Here is a 15806-nt window from a genome sequence, read left to right as displayed (position 1 = left end):
GGGGTACATGCCGCGCCGCATCCCCCACACGAATTGAGGAACACCAATGAGCATCCAGGGTCTGTTCTACATCATCGCCGTCATCCTGCTCGTGCTCGCGGCGCTGCCGATCGGCACCCGCGGCGTCTCGCTGGCCCTGCTGGGCGCGGCCTTCGCGCTGCTGGCCTTCTCCTGGGACACCATCACGGCCTGACCCGGCGGTAGACGACGGCCTGCCACGGCTCCAGCACCAGGCCCCGCGGCGCCGCGGCGTTGGTGAGCAGCAGTTCCGCTGACTCCCAGGCCGCGGCGTCGTCGATCTCGGCCCGTACCGTCTCGCCCGAGAAGTTGCCGATGACCAGCAGGGTCGTGGCCTCGTGGGTCCGGGTGAAGGCGTACAGCCGCTCGTCGTGCGGCAGCAGCATCCGGAAGTCGCCGTAGACCACCGCCGGCTCCTCGTGCCGCAGCTCGATCAGCCTGCGGTAGAAGTGGTAGACCGAGTCCTCGTCCTTGACCGCGGCCACCGCGTTGATCTGCGGATAGTTCGGGTTCACGGCCAGCCACGGCGTGCCGGTCGTGAAGCCGGCGTGCGGCGACGCGTCCCACTGCATCGGGGTGCGGGCGTTGTCCCGCCCGCGGGCCCGCAGCACGGTCAGCACGTCCTCCGGCGAGCGGCCCTCCTGCTCCACGGCCTGCGCGTACTGGCCCAGCGCCTCGATGTCGCGGAAGTCGGCGATCGACGCGAAGGGCGCGTTGGTCATGCCGAGCTCCTCGCCCTGGTAGACGTACGGCGTCCCGCGGTGCAGGTGGAGCACCGCGCCGAGCATCTTCGCCGAGCGCTCCCGGTAGCGCGGCGAGTCGTCGCCGAAGCGGGACACCACCCGGGGCTGGTCGTGGTTGTTCCAGTAGAGGCTGTTCCAGCCGGATCCGGCGAGCCCGGTCTGCCAGCGGCCCAGGATGGCCTTGAGCTTGGTCAGCTGCAGCGGCTGCAGCAGCCACGGGTCCGCGCCCCGGTCCACCCAGACGTGGTCGAACTGGAAGACCATGTCGACCTCGGCCCGCGCCGGGTCGGTGAACAGCGTCGCCTCGTCGATCGTCACGCCGGGCATCTCGCCGACGGTCAGCAGTTGCCCGCGGCCGGCGAAGACCCGCGTGTGCATCTCGTGCAGGAACTCGTGGATCCGCGGACCGTTCATGTAGGACGCCGAGCCGTCGCCGTACGCGACGCCGGGCCGCACCGGGCCGTCGGGCAGCGCCGTGTCCTTGGAGATGTAGTTGATGACGTCCATCCGGAAGCCGTCCACCCCACGGTCCAGCCACCAGTTCATCATCGCGTGGACCGCCGCCCGGACCTGCGGGTTCTCCCAGTTGAGGTCGGGCTGCTTGCGGCTGAACAGGTGCAGGTAGTACTCGCCGGTGGCCGGGTCGTACTCCCAGGCCGGCCCGCCGAACGCCGCCCCCCAGTTGGTCGGTTCCGCGCCGGGCGCGCCGGGCTGCATGCCCTCGCGGGCCGGCCGCCACCAGTACCAGTCGCGCTTGGGGTTGTCCTTCGACGAGCGGCTCTCGGCGAACCACGGGTGCTCGTCGGAGCTGTGGTTCACCACCAGGTCCATGATCAGCTTCATGCCGCGCGCGTGCACGCCGGCCAGCAGCTCGTCGAAGTCGGCCAGGTCGCCGAAGACCGGGTCGATGCCCTGGTAGTCGCTGATGTCGTAGCCGTTGTCGTCCTGCGGCGACGGGTAGACCGGGGACAGCCAGATCACGTCGACGCCCAGGCCCGCTATGTGGTCCAGGTGGTCGATGACGCCGCGCAGGTCGCCCATGCCGTCGCCGTCGGCGTCGGCGAAGCTGCGCGGATAGATCTGGTAAACGACGGCGCTGTGCCACCAGGGGTTCTGCATAGTCACTCTTTAACACGGGAACCCCGCCCGAAACACCGGATCCGCTCCCATACTGGGGCCCATGAGGGTGGCCCTGCTCGGACCGATCGCCTGGCGCACGCCGCCGGTTCACTACGGACCCTGGGAGCTGATCACCGGTCTGCTCGCCGAGGGGCTGACCGCCCGCGGGGTGGACGTGACGCTGTTCGCCACGCTCGACTCGGTCACCAAGGCCACACTCGACGGCGTCTGCCCGAGCGGCTACGAGGACACCCCCGAGATCGACGGCCGGGTCTGGGAGGCGCTGCACGTCTCGTACGCGCTGGAGCGCTCGGGCGACTTCGACCTGGTGCACAACCACCTCGACTGGCTGCCGCTGGCGTTCTCCGCGCACTGCCGGGCGCCGATGCTGACCACGGTGCACGGCTTCTCCGGCCCGAACATCCTGCCGGCGTACCGCCGCGGCCGCTCGCACTTCGTCTCCATCTCGGACGCCGACCGCTCCCCCGACCTCGATTACCTGGCCACCGTCCATCACGGCGTGGACCTCACCGGCCTGCCCTTCGACCCCGACGGCGGGGACGGCCTGGTGGCGTTCGGGCGGATCCACCCGGACAAGGGCACCCACACCGCCATCGAGATCGCCCGCCGCGCCGGCCGCCGGCTGACGCTGTGCGGCATCGTGCAGGACCAGCGCTACTTCGCCGAGCAGGTGGCCCCGCACATCGACGGCGACCGGGTGGTCTACCTCGGCTCGGTGGGGCCGGACGAGCGCGCGGCGGTGCTCGGCGGCAGCGCGGCGCTGCTGCACCCGATCCTGTTCGCCGAGCCGTTCGGGCTCTCCGTGGTGGAGTCGATGATCTGCGGCACGCCCGTGGTGGCGTACCGCAAGGGTTCGATGCCGGAGGTCGTGGACGAGGGCGTCACCGGGCGCCTGGTCGACGACGTGGACCAGGCGGTGGCCGCCGTGGCGGGCCTGGCCGGGCTGGACCGGGCGGCCTGCCGGGCGCGGGCCCGCTCGCGTTTCGGCGCGGACCGGATGGTCGACGACTACCTGGCGATTTACCGGGAATTGGTCGGCTGAACAGTCCTTCTTGTTAATGTCTTATTACCGAATTGCGGCATTTTCTCGTCAGTCGCCGCCGAAAGAGGAAGCGTGCGCTCACGCTCCACGCCCGCGCGCGCCGGTCCGTGCTGCGGGGAGGCAGCCTCCTGATCAGAAAGGCCCGTCAATGCCCGCCACCTACGGTTTCCTGAGCACCTATCCCCCGACCCAGTGCGGTCTGGCGACGTTCAGCGCGGCCCTCGCCAGTCATCTGACCGGCGGGGCGCCGGGCAGCGGAGTGGTCCGGCTGCTCTCCGCCGACGCCGTCGGGGGCGGGCTGGCGGTCGACCGTACGGCGCCCCGCGTGGCCCACACCTGGCACACCGACGACCCGGGCGGCTGGGTGGCCGCGGCCAACGTCCTGAACCGCTTCGACGTCGCGATCGTGCAGCACGAGTACGGCATCTACCCCGGCGACGACGGCGACGAGATCCTCCCGCTGCTGCGCACGCTCAAGGTCCCTACGATCGTGGTGCTGCACACCGTGCTGAGCACGCCCTCGCCGCACCAGCGCACGGTGCTGGAGCGCATCGTGGCGGCCGCCGACGCGGTCGTCACCATGACCGACACGGCCCGGCAGCGCCTGACCGCCGGCTACCGCGTCGACGCCGGCAAGGTGACGGTCATCCCGCACGGCGCGGGCAGCCACTCCAGCGCCCCGCGCGAGACCCACGACGTCCCGCACCTGCTCACCTGGGGCCTGCTCGGACCGGGCAAGGGCATCGAGTGGGCGCTGCGGGCGCTGGCCCTGCTGCGCGACCTCGACCCGGCGCCCACCTACACCGTCGCCGGGCGGACCCACCCGAAGGTGCTGGAGCACCACGGGGACGTCTACCGGGAGTCGCTGAAGGCGCTGGCGGCCGAGCTGGGCGTCGCCGAGCTCGTGCGGTGGGACGACGTCTACCACGACCAGGCGACGCTGAGCCGGCTGATCCGCTCGGCCGACGTGGTGGTGCTGCCGTACGACTCCACCGAGCAGGTCACCTCCGGTGTGCTCATCGAGGCGGTCGGCGCGGGCGTGCCCGTGGTCGCCACCGAGTTCCCGCACGCCGTGGAGCTGCTCGCCGACGGCCCCGGCCTGCTCGTGCCGCACCAGGACCCGGCGGCCATGGCGACGGCGATCCGGCGCCTGCTGGCCAGCCCGGACCCGGCCCACCAGCTGGGCGGGCTGGCCGGCGGACCGACGCTGCGCTGGCCCGCCGTGGCCGCCCGCTACCAGGCGCTCGCCGCCCGCCTGGTGCGCAGCCGCACGCCCGTCACCGCCCGCGTACCCGCGTGAGCGTCTCCCTGCGGCTGGTGCCGCCGCCGATCCGGCTCGTCGACGCTCCCGAACCCAACTGGTCCCAGATCGCCCGCCTCTCCGACGACACCGGGCTGCTGGAACACGCCCGCAACGCGATACCGCGGCGCGAGCACGGCTACTGCGTGGACGACGTAGCCCGCGGGCTGCTGGTCGCCGCGCGCGAACCGCAGCCGACCGCGCTGGTGACCGGCCTGGCCGAGCGCTACCTGGCCTTCCTCACCCACGCGCTGGCCACCGACGGCCGGTGCCGCAACCGGCTCGGCTACGACCGGCGCTGGCTGGACGAGCCCGCGCTGGGCGACTGGTGGGGGCGCGCGGTGTGGGCGCTGGGCACGGCCGCCGGCCGCTGCGCGGTGCCGTGGATCAGGGCCGAGGCGCGCACCGCCTTCGCGGTCGCCGCCCGGCAGCGCTCACCCTGGCCCCGGGCGATGGCCTTCGCCGGGCTGGGCGCGGCCGAGGTGCTGCGCGACGACCCGCGTGCCGGGCTGGCGGCCGAGCTGCTCGGCGACGCGGCCACAGTGATCGGGCTGCCCGACTCCGACCCGGAATGGGTGTGGCCGGAACGCGAGCTGACCTACGCCAACCCGGCCCTGGCCGAGGTGCTCATCCAGGCCGGCGACCTGCTCGGCGACGAGCCGCTGCTCACCGACGGGTTGCGGATGCTCGGCTGGCTCTGCCGCATGCAGGAGCACCACGGCCATCTGTCCACCGTGCCGGTCGGCGGGTGGCGGCCCGGCGTGCCCCGGCACCGCTACGACCAGCAGGCCATCGAGGCGGCCGCCACCGCCGACGCCTGCGCCACCGCGGCCGCGGTCACCGGCGACGAACGCTGGGACGCGCCGTTGTTCCAGGCCATCGCCTGGTTCCTGGGCGACAACGACGCCGGCGCCGTCATGTACGACCCCCGCACCGGTGGCGGATTCGACGGATTGACGCCGGATGGCCCTAATCTGAACCAAGGCGCCGAATCCACCCTCGCGCTCGTCTCGACCCTCCAGCACGCTCGCGCGCTGGCCGGGCGGCGCGCGACCCGACCGTCAGGCGGACCTTCATGACCGCGACCCTGGATCCCCGCGACGTCCGGACCACCACTCTCGTCCTCCGGCACGCCCTCACGATGCAGCCCGACGACCGCCGGGTCGTGATCAAACTGTTCGTGCCGGGCGAGGATGCCCAGCTCGGCCAGAACCGCGCGTCGCTGATCATCGAGCGGATCCTGCAGCTCGACGAGGACGAGATCAGCCGGCTGCTGGACGACGTGCTGGCCCGGTTCTCCGGCCGCCACCACGACATCTGCGCCACCTTCCAGCACCACTACGACCTGGTGCACCACCGGGTGCCGCCGGACATCGAGCTGTCACCGAGCGCCCGGGCGCTGATCGGGGCGTACTTCAGTCACGAGTTCGCCGTCGAGGCGGCGGCGCTGTGCAACCCGTCGATGGTCCCGCACCCCGACCAGAGCGATCTCGCGCCGGGCGAGCTGCGCACGGCCATCAGCCTGCGGCAGATCGGTGAGGGGCACATCTCCTCGGTGGGCTTCTGCTCGGCCGTGCTCGGCCCGGACGACACCATCCGGCTCGAGGACCGCGACGGCCCGCTGATGATCGGCCAGCGGGTCGGGGCCAAGCACCAGCGCGACCTGCTCGCCGCCGGCCTGGCCGAGGAGGACCTGGACAACGAGATCACCGCCACGGTGCTGTCCTCGCTGCCCGAGCGCTACGACGACGAGGAGTTCGAGGACGTCCTCGGCCACCTGCCCGGCGAGCTGCTGGCCCGGCCCACCGCGAACGAGACGCTGGAGGCCATCCGGCGCATCGTGGCCAGCGACTACGCGATGACCTTCCCGGCGGCCGTGCCGCTGCACGAGCGGGTGCTGTGGCCGGCCACCCCGGCGGAGAGCAACGGCATGGAGGACGCGCGCTTCGTGCAGGTCCAGGACCCCGACGGGCGCACGGCCTACCACGCCACCTACACCGCGTACGACGGGCGGCACATCGCCGGCCGGATGATGCAGACCCGCGACCTGCGGCACTTCGAGGTCACCGCGCTGCGCGGCCCGGCGGCCCGCAACAAGGGCATGGCGCTGTTCCCGCGGGCGGTCGACGGGCGGCAGCTCGCGCTGTGCCGCTCCGACGGCGAGACCCTCGGGCTGAGCACCCGCGACGCGCAGAACCGCTGGCAGGAGGCGGTGCCGCTGCTGGCGCCGCACCGCGGCTGGGACCTGATCCAGGTCGGCAACTGCGGGTCCCCGGTGGAGACCCCGGCGGGCTGGCTGGTGCTGACCCACGGCGTGGGCCCGATGCGGCGGTACGTGATCGGCGCGATGCTGCTCGACCTCGACAACCCGGAGCGGGTGCTGGCCGACCTGCCGCACGGGCTGCTGGAGCCGGACGAGACCGAGCGGGAGGGGTACGTGCCCAACGTCGTCTACTCCTGCGGCGGGCTGGTGCACGGGGGCCGGTTCTGGCTGCCGTACGGGGCCAGCGACGTCCGGGTCGGCTTCGCCAGCATCCCGCTCGACGACCTGCTGGCCGCGATGGTCCCGGTGGTCTAACGCGCGTCGTGCACCAGCAGGGCGACCTGCACGCGGTTGGTCAGGTCGAGCTTGGTGAGGATGCGCGACACGTACGCCTTCACCGTGGCCGTGCTCATCCGCAGGGCCGTACCGATCTCCTGATTGGTACGGCCCTGCGCCACGAGCAGCGCGACGTCGTGCTCGCCCGGGCTCAGCAGCCGCAGCGCCGCGCGGGCCCGGTCGCGTCCCGGATCCCGCTCGGCGGCGGCCAGGCGGTCCATCATCCGGCGCAGCACCTCCGGCGACAGCATCGGCTCACCGGCCGCCACCCGCCTGACCGCGCCGGCGATCTCCGCCGGCGGGGTGTGCTTGAGCAGGAAGCCGCTGGCCCCGGCGCGCAGCGCCCGCAGCACGTGCGCGTCGGTGTCGAAGGTGGTCAGCACGATCACCTCGGGCGGTTCCCGGCGCCGGCGCAGCGCCTCGGTGGCGCTGAGCCCGTCCAGGCCGGGCATCCGGATGTCCATCAGCACCACGTCCGGGCGATGGGCGCCGACGGCGGCGGCGACCTCGGTGCCGTCGGCGACCGCGCCCGCCACCTCGATGCCGTCGAACGCCTCCAGCATCATCGTCAGCCCGGCCCGGACCAGCGCGTCGTCGTCCACCAGCAGCACCCGGACCGGGCCGTCACGGTCCGGCGCGACACGGCTCACGGGTGCCACGGCAGCCAGGCCCGGAGCCGGAACTCGCCGGCCGGCGTCGGGCCGTGCTCCAGGCGCCCGCCGGCCAGCTGCACCCGTTCGCGCAACCCCACCAGGCCGGTGCCGGAGCCCGGCAGGACGGCCCGGCCGGCCCGCAGCGGGTTGCCGACCTCCACCACCAGCCCCTGCTCGGCCCGCCCGGCCACGGCCACCCGCACCCGCGTACCGGGCGCGTGCTTGCGCGCGTTGGTCAGCGCCTCCTGCACGATCCGGTACGCGTGCCGGCCGACCGCCGCCGGCACCTGCGCCGCGCTCAGCTCCAGCTCCACCCGCTCGCCGGCCGCCCGCGACTGCGCGACCAGGGCCGGCACGTCGGCGAGGGTCGGCTGCGGCCGGTCCTCGGCCGGCTCGCGCAGCAGGCCGATCACCTGCCGCAGCTCCTCCAGCGCGTCGTGGGCGCTCTGCCGGATCACCCCGGCGGCCTGCCGCTCGCCCGCCGGCGCGTCGCGGCGCACCTCCAGCGCCCCGGCGTGCACGGCGAGCAGCGAGATGCGGTGGGCCAGCACGTCGTGCATCTCCCGGGCGATCCGCTCGCGCTCGGCCAGCCGGGCCTGCTCGACCCGCAGCTCGTCACCCCGCTCGGCCACGCGCGCCCGCTCGGCCCAGGACCGCACCAGCCGCCGCTGGGCGCGGACCAGCATCCCGACCGCGACCAGGATGACGTGCAGCAGGATCAGCGAGATCGTCGCCTCCCAGTAGGTCCGGGTGGGCCCGAGCGCGATCAGGTAGACGGTCGCCAGGGACACGGCGTGCACCGCCGCGACCGCGACCGTCACCCCGGCCGGTCGGTACAGGGCCACGGCGAACAGGGCGACCGGGGTGGCCCCCATCGGCAGGCCGAAGAGCAGGCCGAGCGCGATCAGCGCGAGCGCGAGCGCGACGGGACGGCTGCGCCTGTACCGGACCAGGGCGGCGACCGCCACCGCGCCGGCGGCCAGCTCGGCGCCGATCGGCCAGCCACCGCCCTCGTTGAGCGTGGTCGCCAGGAAGAAGCTGCCCAGGGCGACAGCGACGACGGCCAGGGCCGCCTCGACGAGCCAGCGCCTCATGACTGGGACCGTACTGCGCGGGGGCCGGTGCGCGCAGGGGCCGGTGGTCGCTCACCGCGTCGACTTTGGTCGACGCGGGGGAAGACCGCTGCCGGTAGCGGCGGTCCGGCGCCGGCCCGGAGACTCTGCGGTCGTGGACGACGAGACGATCGTGGCGACCCCGGTGTGGGCCCGCGCGGCGGTGTGGACGGGCGGCCCGGCGGCCGGGGCCGGGGTGGGCTGGGCGCTGCACGAGCTGCCGGGGTGGCTGCTGCGCGTGCCGTGGCTGCCCCTGCGGGGACCGTTGCGGCTGGTCGACCGGCTGGACGAGCCCGCGGCGACGTTCGGCGCGCTGCTGCTGGGCGCGGTCGCCGGGCTGGTCCTGGCCGGGCTGATCGACCGGGAGTCGCTGACCGTGCGGCTCTCCCGGACCGAGGTGACCCTCACCCGCCCCGGAACGTCCCGGACGGTGCCGCGCGACGCGGTGGCCGTGGCGTACCCCGAACGGGACCAGCTGGTGCTGCTCGGCCGGACCGGCCGCGAGCTGGCCCGGGAACCGTCGCACCTGGACGCGGGGCGGCTGGCGGCGGCGTTCGGCCCGGCCTGGTCGGCACGGGACCCGTACGCCGGCTCCTACCACCGCTGGGTGCCGGACCGGCCGGACGTGCCCGGGGAGGCGGCGGCGCTCTTCGCCGCCCGGCAGCGCGCCCTGGACCGCGGCGACGGCGACGACGCCCGGGAGCTGCGCGACGAGCTGGCCCGGCTCGGCTTCGTGCTGCGCGACGAGAAGAAGCGCCAGCACTTCCGCCGCACCGACCCGGTTCTTTGACGGTGCCGGCCCGGATCGCGGGGCGGTTCACCCGGTCGGAGCCGCGGCGGCGGGCCCGGCATACAAACGCCGAGGTTAAGCTCGCCGACCGGATCCCCGGATCCCTCGCCCGCCACTGCACACGCGTCGACGACTCAAGACGCCCGGCGCGGACCGTCCACCGGTTCAGCCCGGCGGTCCCGCAACGGCCCGGCGTGGCACCCGGGTCGGGTGGTGTCACGGGACACCGGATGTGCGCGTACCGGTTCATCGCGCTGATCCGCCGGCTCCCGCGCTCGTTGCTCGCCAGCCCGGACCTGTCGCCTGGATCTCGGATCCGGCCGGCGCGCCGGCGCGATCCGGTCGCGGGCGTGCCGTTCACACCGTCGCGGCGACCACCCAGATGGTCAGGACCGCCAGGAACTCCCCGCTCGCCCCGGCCCGGTCCACCTGGTCGAACCAGCGCTCGCGCAGGCCGGCCGGGGTCATCCAGGCTTCCTGGGGCACCTCCGGGTTGACCATCGGCAGCACCACCGCGGCCGACGCCGGCTCGGGGAAGTAGCAGGTCACCGGCGTCGCGGCGATGTCGTGCAGGCCGTAGCCGACCAGCCGGCGGCGCAGCGTGCGGCCCATGTCGAGCTGGCGGGGGGTGAGCCGGCCGTGCATGTGCCCGACGATCGTCTGGGCCAGGCCCGCGTCCACGCCGTCGAAGGCCAGCGAGCCCCAGTCGGTGTCGAGCAGGCAGACCCGGCCGCCCGGGCGGGTCACCCGGATCAGCTCGCCGATCGCCACGTCGGCGTCCTGCACGTGCTGCAGCACCCGCTCGCACCAGACCCCGTCGAAGGTGTCGTCGTCGAGGTCGAGGTTGGAGACGTCGCCGGTCACGTACCGGATGTCGCCGCCGTCGTGGCGTTCCCGGGCCGCGGCCAGGGTGGCCGCGGAGTAGTCCAGCGCGACCACCTCGCCGCCCGGCGCGACCGCGGCGGCCAGGGCGCGGGCGACGTCGCCCGCGCCGCAGCCGGCGTCGAGCAGCCGCTGCCCGGGCGCCGGGCGCAGCGCCTGCCAGGCGGTGTGCCGGACCCGGCGGATCTCGGGGTGGCGGGACATGCCCTCGAGGGCCGCCACCAGCATGGCGAACATGTCCGGGGGCATGGCGTCGAGGTCCGCGAACGGGGTGCGGTCCAGCTGTGCGGGCTCCATGGCTCCGATCGTTGCGCGGCGCGCGCCCCGGCACAGGCGGCCGTCAACCTTCCGACAACCCCGGAGCGTATTTCCGCCGCTACTGCCCCCGATCGGGTGACGGCGGCCCCGCCGGTGCCCGGCGGCGGAGAAGATCGCGGGCCGTAGGATCCGGTCCATGACGGCGACACGGATCGGACTGGTGGGGTACGGCTCGGGCGGGCGGATCTTCCACGCGCCCCTGCTCGCGGCGGCGGACGGTGTCGCGTTCGCGGGCGTGGTGACGCGCTCGCCGCAACGGCGCGCCGAGCTGGCCCGCATCCACCCGGACGTGCCGGCCTTCGACTCGCTGGCCGACCTCGCCGCGGCGGGCGCCGAGGCGGTCACCATCTCGACCCCGGCGGCGACGCACGCCGCGCTGGCCCGCGAGGCGATCGCGCTGGGCCTGGCCGTGGTCGTGGACAAGCCGTTCGCCCTGGACGCCGAGGCGGCCCGCGAGGTCACCACCCTGGCGGCCGAGGCGGGCGTGCCGCTCAGCGTCTACCAGAACCGCCGCTGGGATTCCGACCTGCTCACCCTGCAGCGGCTGATCGGCGAGGGCGCGCTGGGCGAGGTCCGCCGGTTCGAGTCCCGCTTCGAGCGCTGGGCGCCGGACCGGGAGCCGCCCGCGGCCGGCGGCGGCACGCTGCTCGACTTCGGCGCGCACCTGGTCGACCAGGCCCATCTGCTCTTCGGCCCGGCCACCCGGGTGTACGCGGAGGTGCGCGGCGACGGCGACCTGGACGACGACGTGTTCGTGGCGCTGCACCACGCCTCGGGCGTCGAGTCGCACCTGTGGGGCAGCTGGCGGCAGGCCGCCCCGGGGCCACGCCTGCGGGTCAGCGGCACCACCGGCACGTACATCATCGACGGCATCGACGGCCAGGAGGCGGCGCTCAAGGCCGGCCGTTCCCCCGCCGGCCTCGGCGACCGGTGGGGCGCCGAGCCGGAGCACGCCTGGGGCCGGCTCTACCGGGGCGCGACGGGCGCGCCGGTCCGCAGCGAGCGTGGCCGGTGGGACTCCTACTACCCGGCGTTCGCGGCGGCGGTCCGCCGGGAGGCGCCGGCGCCGGTCGACCCGTGGGACGCGGTCCGCAACCTGGACGTGCTGGACGCCGCCCGGATCAGCGCGGCCACCGGCGAGACCGTCGGGATCTAGCGCGGGCGCACCGCCGCGGTGAGGACGCGGGCGGTGGCGAGCGAGTCGGCGAAGGTGGCCGGCGCCAGGTCCAGCCCGGCCGGCAGCCACGCCGGGTCGCCCTGGTCGGGCTCGGTCATGGCGGCCAGGACGTCGGCCGGGGCCAGCCCCGCGCGCTGCAACGCCCGCAGCTCCCGCGGGTTGATCCCCGCCGGCAGCGGGCCGTTGCCGAGGTCGGTGCCGTAGCGGACCTTTCCGCCGTGGCCGAGGAAACGCCGCAGGTTGCCGACGGCCAGCTCCTGCTCCGGCGTGGCCCGGCCCCAGCCGTGGATGTCCAGCGTGCTGATCCAGGTCATCCGGGCCGCGCTCGCCCGGACGAGGCCGTCGTCGAGGGCCTCGGTCCAGGGCGTGTGGGCCAGGATGTCGGCGCCGGCGTCCAGCGCCGCGGCGACCGTGCCCGGGCCCTCGGCGTGCACGACCACCGGCAGGCCCGCCGCGTGCGCCGCCCGCACCACGGCGGCCAGCGTCGCGGCGTCGAGCATCGGGCCGCCGGCGTGCGCGGTCACCTTGATCAGCGTGGCCCCCGCGGCGTGCGCCTCGCCGACCGCCGCGTCGGCGTCCGCCACCGACACCACCTCGCGGCAGCTCCCGGCCGGCGCCCACGCCCGGTCGCTCGGATAACCGCCGGGAGCGAGCAAGAACGGCCCGGCGAAGCGCACGGCGGGTGCGCCGCGCGCGGCCAGGGCGGCCACCTTCGCCGGTACGCCGCCCAGGTCCCACACCGACGAGATCCCGCCGGCCGCGACCGTGGGCAGATCCACCAGCGCCGAGTGCACGTGCGCGTCGCACAGTCCCGGCAGCACCGTCCCGGGCACCCGCCGCCGCGCCGCGCCCGCCGGCACCGCGGCGACCGGCACCACCTGCCGGTCCGGGCCGAGCGCCACCCCGTCGCGCAGCCGGCCGTCCCACCACAGCGACTCCGGCAGCACCCAGTCCCCCGGCGAACTCACAGGTGCTTCTCCAGCACGGTGCGCAGCACGCTCAACCCCCGGTGCACCTCGGCGAAGCTGGTGCTCAGCGGGGCCGGCCCGATCCGGATGCCGTCCGGGCGCCGGTAGTCGGGCAGCACGCCGTTCTCCCACAGGCTCTCCAGCAGGTCGGCGAACCCGGGCCGGCGCAGCGTCACGTGTCCGCCGCGCTGCTCCGGATCGCGCGGGCTGACCACCTCGACCCCCAGCGGCGCCAGCCAGCGGTCGGCCAGCTCCAGCGCGTAGCCGGTGAGCAGCACCGACTTGGCGCGGACGGCCTCGATGCCGGCCTCGGCCAGCATGTCCAGGTTGGCGTGCAGCGGGACCATGGCCAGGATCGGCGGGGTGCCGCTGAGCAGGGCCCGTACCCCCTCGGCCGGCTCGTGGCCCGGGCCCATCTCGAACGCCGCCCGGTGCCCCATCCAGCCCTGGATCGGCTGGCGCAGCTCGCCCTGCAGCTCCCGGCGCAGGTAGCCGAACGCGGGCGCGCCCGGGCCGCCGTTGAGGTACTTGTAGGTGCAGCCCACGGCCAGGTCCACGCCCCAGTCGTCGAGCCGCACCGGGACCGAGCCGACCGAGTGGCTCAGGTCCCACAGGGTCAGCGCCCCGGCGGCGTGCGCGATCCGGTTGATCTCCGCGGCGTCGGCCAGCCAGCCCGACCGGTACGCGACGTGGCTGAACAGCACCAACGCGGTCTCGTCGTCGACCGTCGCGGCGACCTGCTCGGGCGTGATGCCGGTCAGCGGGTCCGTCTCGACCCAGACCAGGGTGAGTCCCCGCTCGGCGGCGATGCCCTCCAGCACGTACCGGTCGGTCGGGAAGTTGTCGGTGTCGAGCACCACCTTGCGGCGGCCGGGCCGGGCGTCCACGGCGGCCCGGGACAGCTTGTACAGCAGCACCGTCGTGGAGTCGGCCACCACCACCTGGCCGGCGGCGGCGCCGAGCGCGACCGCGCCGAGCCGGTCGCCGAGCCGCAGCGGCCAGTCCAGCCAGCCGTCGGTCCAGCCCCGGATGAGCCGGCCCGCCCACTGCTCCCGGACGAACTCGTCGAGCAGCCGCGCGGTGGCCCGCAACGGCCGGCCCAGCGAGTTGCCGTCCAGGTACGAGACGACGTCGAAGCCGTCCGGGGCCAGGAACTGGTCCCGCAGGTGGCCGAGGGGGTCGGCGGCGTCCAGGGCCTCCGCGCGGCTGAGCAGCTCGTCGGTCACGCGTCCACTACTCCGATCTCGGTCCGGACGGCGTACAGCTCCGGGAAGAAGGTGAGGTCGAGGGCCTTGCGCAGGAACGCGACGCCGCTGGAGCCGCCGGTGCCGGCCTTGAACCCGATCGTGCGCTCCACCGTCTTGAGGTGGCGGAAGCGCCAGAGCTGGAAGTTCTCCTCCAGGTCGACGAGCTCCTCGCAGGCCTCGTACGCCTCCCAGTGGGCGTCCGCGTTCTCGTAGATCTTGGTGAACACCGCGACCAGGTCGGGGTGGTAGCGGTGCGGCAGCGTGACGTCCCGCTGCAGCAGCTCGACCGGCACGTCGTGACCGGCCCGGGCGAGATAGCGCAGGAACTCGTCGTAGACGGTCGGCGCCTCGAGCGCGGCCTGCAGCAGCGCCTGCGCCGCCGGGTCGTCGTCGAAGACGGCCAGCATCCGGCGGTCCTTGTTGCCGAGCATGAACTCGACCGCCCGGTACTGGTACGACTGGAAGCCCGACGACGTGCCGAGGAAGCTGCGGAACTCGGCGTACTCCGACGGGGTCAGCGTGGCCAGCACCGACCACTGCTCGGTGAGGCAGCGCTGGATGTGCTTGACCCGGGCCAGGCCCTTGAGCGCCGGCCGCAGGTCGTCGGCGGCGAGCTTGCGCTGCACGGCGCGCAGCTCGTGCAGCACCAGCTTGAGCCACAGCTCGGAGGTCTGGTGCTGCAGGATGAACAGCAGCTCGTCATGGTGCTCGGGCACGCTGACCGGGTGCTGCGCCGACAGCACCTGATCGAGCTGCAGATACCGCCCGTACGACATGTTGACCTTGAAGTCCCGGACGATGCCGGGCTCCAGAGGCCGCTGGTTCGACGACACGCGCCTGCCCTCCTCAGATGATCCACCTGAAGGAGATCACACCCGTCAGACGTTGGCGAGGTCTCCATCGGTAAGGATCGGACCCCAGTACACCCACTGACCGTCGTGGCGCACGAAGCGGCTGCGCTCGTACATCTCCCCGGGCCGGCCGGCGTCCCGGTAACGGGCCCGGAACTCCACCACCCCCTCGGCGTCGAACAGGCCGCCGCCGCTGGAGCTCAGCACGTCCAGGCCGGTCCAGCGCATGCCCGGGTCGGGCTCGACCCCGGCCGGCCGGGTGTCCGGGTGCCAGGACCGCAGCACGAACGCCGCGTCGTCGAGGGCGAAGGCGGCGTACCGCGCACGCATCAGCGCCTCGGCGGTGGCCGGCGGCCGGCCGCGGTGGGCGGGACCGCAGCACTCACCGTACGGCTGGCCGAGCCCGCACGGGCACGCCTTCGCGTCGTCGAAGCCGGTCAGCGTCGTGGTGCGGCGGGATGAGCGTCGGGCCATGCCCTCAGTCTCCCTCACCCGAGGTGTCCAACGACCGGTAGTAGCGGATCTTCCCGCGGATGTGCTCCCGCTGCGCGGCCAACTCGGCCAGCCGCCGCCCGATCTCCCGATCATGCTCCTCGAGCAACTCGACCCGCTCCCGAACGGTCCGCTCGTCCCGGGTGAGGTCGGCGTACCGCCGCATCTGCGCGATCGGCATGCCGGTGTCCCGCAGGCAGCGCAGAATCCCCAGCCAGGCGATGTCGTCATCATCGAAGATCCGGCGGCCGCCGGGGGTGCGGGCGATGTCGTCCAGCAGGCCGATCCGCTCGTAGTAGCGGAGGGTGTCGAGGCTGAAGCCGGTCTTGTCGGCGATCTCACCGGGGGAATAGGTCGGCATGGTGGGGATTCTGCCTTTGATGGGGTGGAGGCTCCAGGGGGAGCGGGAGCGGGAGCGGGAGCGGGAGCGGGAGCGGGAGCGGGAGCGGGAGCGGGAGCGGGAGCGGGAGCGGG

The 15806-nt window shown here is 74.2% G+C and carries 16 protein-coding genes; 7 read left to right on the top strand and 9 right to left on the bottom strand.

Features of this window, described 5'->3' with window-relative positions; all coding sequences use genetic code 11:
• Positions 1–46 precede the first annotated feature (46 nt).
• Positions 47–193 carry a hypothetical protein gene (locus Ani05nite_RS07260; protein WP_203766232.1) on the top strand — a complete coding sequence of 49 codons (147 nt, stop codon included), beginning with the start codon at positions 47–49 and terminating at the stop codon, positions 191–193.
• Here Ani05nite_RS07260 and Ani05nite_RS07255 read toward each other — a convergent pair.
• On the bottom strand, positions 183–1880 hold the full coding sequence (locus Ani05nite_RS07255) for a glycoside hydrolase family 13 protein (RefSeq protein ID WP_203766231.1): 1698 nt from the start codon (positions 1878–1880) through the stop codon (positions 183–185). The genes Ani05nite_RS07260 and Ani05nite_RS07255 overlap by 11 nt on opposite strands.
• 61 nt (positions 1881–1941) lie before the next feature.
• Here Ani05nite_RS07255 and Ani05nite_RS07250 point away from each other — a divergent pair, with 61 nt between their 5' ends.
• The 4 genes from Ani05nite_RS07250 (at position 1942) to Ani05nite_RS07235 (ending at position 6821) form a co-directional block, all read left to right on the top strand.
• Positions 1942–2943, top strand: a complete 1002-nt coding sequence (locus tag Ani05nite_RS07250; RefSeq protein ID WP_203766230.1) for a glycosyltransferase family 4 protein — start codon at positions 1942–1944, stop codon at positions 2941–2943.
• 148 nt (positions 2944–3091) lie between these two features.
• The gene (locus Ani05nite_RS07245) at positions 3092–4243 is read left to right on the top strand and encodes a glycosyltransferase (RefSeq protein WP_203766229.1); all 1152 of its coding nucleotides are present in this window, start codon (positions 3092–3094) and stop codon (positions 4241–4243) included.
• Complete coding sequence (locus tag Ani05nite_RS07240; RefSeq protein WP_203766228.1) at positions 4240–5322, top strand: glycosyltransferase; 1083 nt, start codon at positions 4240–4242, stop codon at positions 5320–5322. The genes Ani05nite_RS07245 and Ani05nite_RS07240 overlap by 4 nt, the downstream gene beginning before the upstream one ends.
• Positions 5319–6821, top strand: coding sequence for a glycoside hydrolase family 130 protein (locus tag Ani05nite_RS07235; protein WP_203766227.1), 1503 nt, complete (start codon positions 5319–5321; stop codon positions 6819–6821). The genes Ani05nite_RS07240 and Ani05nite_RS07235 overlap by 4 nt, the downstream gene beginning before the upstream one ends.
• Here Ani05nite_RS07235 and Ani05nite_RS07230 read toward each other — a convergent pair.
• Together Ani05nite_RS07230 and Ani05nite_RS07225 are read right to left on the bottom strand one after the other, a co-directional pair.
• Positions 6818–7501, bottom strand: a complete 684-nt coding sequence (locus tag Ani05nite_RS07230) for a response regulator transcription factor (protein WP_377881014.1) — start codon at positions 7499–7501, stop codon at positions 6818–6820. The genes Ani05nite_RS07235 and Ani05nite_RS07230 overlap by 4 nt on opposite strands.
• Complete coding sequence (locus Ani05nite_RS07225; protein ID WP_203766226.1) at positions 7489–8589, bottom strand: sensor histidine kinase; 1101 nt, start codon at positions 8587–8589, stop codon at positions 7489–7491. Before Ani05nite_RS07225 ends, Ani05nite_RS07230 begins: the two co-directional genes overlap by 13 nt.
• A 133-nt stretch (positions 8590–8722) precedes the next feature.
• Between Ani05nite_RS07225 and Ani05nite_RS07220 the strand changes: the two genes are divergently transcribed.
• Positions 8723–9397: a YqeB family protein gene (locus tag Ani05nite_RS07220; RefSeq protein WP_203766225.1), complete on the top strand. Its 675-nt coding sequence runs from the start codon at positions 8723–8725 to the stop codon at positions 9395–9397.
• Between the two features lie 357 nt (positions 9398–9754).
• Here the strand turns inward: Ani05nite_RS07220 and Ani05nite_RS07215 are convergent, their stop codons facing one another.
• Complete coding sequence (locus Ani05nite_RS07215; protein WP_203766224.1) at positions 9755–10576, bottom strand: methyltransferase domain-containing protein; 822 nt, start codon at positions 10574–10576, stop codon at positions 9755–9757.
• Between the two features lie 157 nt (positions 10577–10733).
• On the opposite strand from Ani05nite_RS07215, the gene Ani05nite_RS07210 reads away from it, so the two are divergent.
• The gene (locus Ani05nite_RS07210) at positions 10734–11753 is read left to right on the top strand and encodes a Gfo/Idh/MocA family protein (protein WP_203766223.1); all 1020 of its coding nucleotides are present in this window, start codon (positions 10734–10736) and stop codon (positions 11751–11753) included.
• Here Ani05nite_RS07210 and Ani05nite_RS07205 read toward each other — a convergent pair.
• Genes Ani05nite_RS07205 through Ani05nite_RS07185 form a run of 5 tightly spaced genes read right to left on the bottom strand, consistent with a single transcriptional unit; the run spans position 11750 to position 15693 of the window.
• Complete coding sequence (locus Ani05nite_RS07205) at positions 11750–12742, bottom strand: amidohydrolase family protein (RefSeq protein ID WP_239129441.1); 993 nt, start codon at positions 12740–12742, stop codon at positions 11750–11752. The genes Ani05nite_RS07210 and Ani05nite_RS07205 overlap by 4 nt on opposite strands.
• On the bottom strand, positions 12739–13968 hold the full coding sequence (kynU, locus tag Ani05nite_RS07200) for a kynureninase (protein WP_203766222.1): 1230 nt from the start codon (positions 13966–13968) through the stop codon (positions 12739–12741). The genes Ani05nite_RS07205 and kynU overlap by 4 nt, the downstream gene beginning before the upstream one ends.
• Positions 13965–14822 (bottom strand): tryptophan 2,3-dioxygenase, encoded by an 858-nt coding sequence (gene kynA, locus Ani05nite_RS07195; protein ID WP_203766221.1) that lies wholly within the window; start codon positions 14820–14822, stop codon positions 13965–13967. The genes kynU and kynA overlap by 4 nt, the downstream gene beginning before the upstream one ends.
• Before the next feature lie 45 nt (positions 14823–14867).
• A complete protein-coding gene (locus tag Ani05nite_RS07190; RefSeq protein ID WP_203766220.1) occupies positions 14868–15314 on the bottom strand; it encodes a YchJ family protein in 447 nt (148 codons plus the stop codon).
• Between the two features lie 4 nt (positions 15315–15318).
• Positions 15319–15693 (bottom strand): MerR family transcriptional regulator, encoded by a 375-nt coding sequence (locus Ani05nite_RS07185; RefSeq protein ID WP_203766219.1) that lies wholly within the window; start codon positions 15691–15693, stop codon positions 15319–15321.
• Between the last annotated feature and the right edge of the window lie 113 nt (positions 15694–15806).

The organism is Actinoplanes nipponensis, assembly GCF_016862275.1.
In the GTDB taxonomy this organism is placed as follows: domain Bacteria; phylum Actinomycetota; class Actinomycetes; order Mycobacteriales; family Micromonosporaceae; genus Actinoplanes; species Actinoplanes nipponensis.
This window is presented reverse-complemented; position numbering and strand designations above follow the sequence as displayed.

Bases quoted from the DNA above. Each gene is read 5' to 3' on its own strand.
- Ani05nite_RS07260 (WP_203766232.1), top strand. From the start codon at position 47: ATGAGCATCCAGGGTCTGTTCTACATCATCGCCGTCATCCTGCTCGTG.
- Ani05nite_RS07255 (WP_203766231.1), bottom strand. From the start codon at position 1,880: ATGCAGAACCCCTGGTGGCACAGCGCCGTCGTTTACCAGATCTATCCG.
- Ani05nite_RS07250 (WP_203766230.1), top strand. From the start codon at position 1,942: ATGAGGGTGGCCCTGCTCGGACCGATCGCCTGGCGCACGCCGCCGGTT.
- Ani05nite_RS07245 (WP_203766229.1), top strand. From the start codon at position 3,092: ATGCCCGCCACCTACGGTTTCCTGAGCACCTATCCCCCGACCCAGTGC.
- Ani05nite_RS07235 (WP_203766227.1), top strand. From the start codon at position 5,319: ATGACCGCGACCCTGGATCCCCGCGACGTCCGGACCACCACTCTCGTC.
- Ani05nite_RS07225 (WP_203766226.1), bottom strand. From the start codon at position 8,589: ATGAGGCGCTGGCTCGTCGAGGCGGCCCTGGCCGTCGTCGCTGTCGCC.
- Ani05nite_RS07215 (WP_203766224.1), bottom strand. From the start codon at position 10,576: ATGGAGCCCGCACAGCTGGACCGCACCCCGTTCGCGGACCTCGACGCC.
- Ani05nite_RS07210 (WP_203766223.1), top strand. From the start codon at position 10,734: ATGACGGCGACACGGATCGGACTGGTGGGGTACGGCTCGGGCGGGCGG.
- Ani05nite_RS07190 (WP_203766220.1), bottom strand. From the start codon at position 15,314: ATGGCCCGACGCTCATCCCGCCGCACCACGACGCTGACCGGCTTCGAC.
- Ani05nite_RS07185 (WP_203766219.1), bottom strand. From the start codon at position 15,693: ATGCCGACCTATTCCCCCGGTGAGATCGCCGACAAGACCGGCTTCAGC.